Source organism: Streptomyces phytophilus, assembly GCF_013870535.1.
Classification (GTDB): domain Bacteria; phylum Actinomycetota; class Actinomycetes; order Streptomycetales; family Streptomycetaceae; genus Streptomyces; species Streptomyces phytophilus.
Map to the genome: position 1 here is coordinate 1 of NZ_JACBXC010001358.1, position 1,558 is coordinate 1,558.

At 74.6% G+C, this 1,558-nt stretch carries 1 protein-coding gene and 2 pseudogenes; all 3 read right to left on the reverse strand.

What is annotated here, in order from left to right:
* A pseudogene (locus tag H5J30_RS32345) lies at positions 1-348 on the reverse strand (ParA family protein); the annotation flags it as partial.
* Between the two features lie 78 nt (positions 349-426).
* A complete protein-coding gene (gene cpaB / locus H5J30_RS32350; protein WP_018851648.1) occupies positions 427-1,140 on the reverse strand; it encodes a Flp pilus assembly protein CpaB in 714 nt (237 codons plus the stop codon).
* Positions 1,141-1,150: 10 nt separating this feature from the next.
* Positions 1,151-1,558: pseudogene (locus H5J30_RS32355) on the reverse strand (hypothetical protein); the annotation flags it as partial.

A 1,558-nucleotide genomic window follows, 5' to 3' on the forward strand; every position in this document is an offset into this window, starting at 1 on the left:
GTACGCCAGCGGGAGCCCGACGACGCCGCGGGCGCCGGCGTCCATGGCGGCGGAGTAGCCGGCGGGCGAGGTGTCGGCGGTGACGAGGACGGTGCCGACGGCGGGGAAGCGCAGCGCGACGTCGCGGATCAGCTCCAGCGCGGGCACGGGCCCGATCCGCTCGTGCACGAGGAGCACCTCGGGCAGTTCGGCCACGCCGGTGCCGGCGAGCGTCGCGAGGTGGTCGAGCAGCGCGACGGAGTCGCCGATCGGCGCGGCGGGCTCGGCGTCGGGCAGCTGGTGGAGCAGCGAGACGGTGGCGCGGGCCGCGTCGGGGTCGGCGATGACGGGCTGGATGCGTACGGTCATGGCCGCCGGCCCCCTTGCGCCGCGCAGGGGGGCGGGGCGGCGGCCCGTCGCGGGATGCGGATGGTCATGTGCGGCCCCTCACCGGTCCTCGTCGAGGGTGTACGTGCGGTCCTCGGGGGCGATGTCCGCGTCCTCCTCGCCGGGGGCGACCAGCGCGAGGCGCACGTGGGTGGCGAAGGACTCCGCGTACGCCACGCGCTGCGCGTCGGAGGTGGCCAGGGCGAAGGTGATCGGCACGGCCTCGCCCTCGTCGGCCCGGGGGTCGTCGTCGCCGGTGCGCTCGATCGGCGTCAGCTCGCCGACGTCGATGACGCGGGCGCCCGCCACGATCACCTGGGAGACGGGCTTGTCGCCGTCGCCCTGGGCGTCGAAGGTGGCGAAGATGTTGACCCGCGCGCCCGGGGTGATCTTTCCGGCGACGCCCGTGGAGGCGTCGATCATGATGGCGATCTCCTGCTGTCCGGGCTCCAGTTCCGGGCGGCCGCTGACCATGTCGCTCTGCAGCAGCGAGCCTTCCTTCAGCGGCGTGAGCGCGACCTTCCCGGCCAGCTCGTCCGGGTCGGTGACCGCGGTGTCGGGCAGCCAGCGCTTCGGCATGGTCGTCTTCTCGTACTGGTCGGCGCCGAGCGGCTCGTACGCCTCGACGTCGGTGGTGAGCCGGTACGCGGTGGCCTCGTCGCCGACCTTGGACTCCACGTCGCTGACGAACGCCAGCACGCCGGCGAAGGCGCCGAGTGCGACGAGGACCGACAGCAGGACGAGGATGATGCCGCGACGCTGGCGTGAGTTCATCGACGGGACCTCAACGGTTGATCTCGGGGGGTGACGGTATGGCCGCGCCGACAGCAGGCTGGTGCGGCGGCTGCGGTACGGACTGCTGCGGCGGCGGCTGCACCACGGGCGGGGGCGCGCCCTGCTGCGGTACGGGCTGCTGCATGAACTGCGGTACGGCCTGCGGCGGCGCGGGCGACGGGGCGGCGGGGCCCGGGGGCACCGGGGTGGCGCACAGCAGGCACCGGTCGCCGATGATCTCCAGGCCGCACCACGAGCAGCGCGCCCGCTGCACCGACGCCACCAGCCGGCTCAGCACCAGCGGGTCGGTGATCCCGGCGGCGAACTCGCACACCTTCTCCGTCGCCCACCACGGCGCGGACGCGGCGGGCAGCGGCGCCATCTCCATCGCCTGCACCCGCCAGCCGGCGGCCAGTTC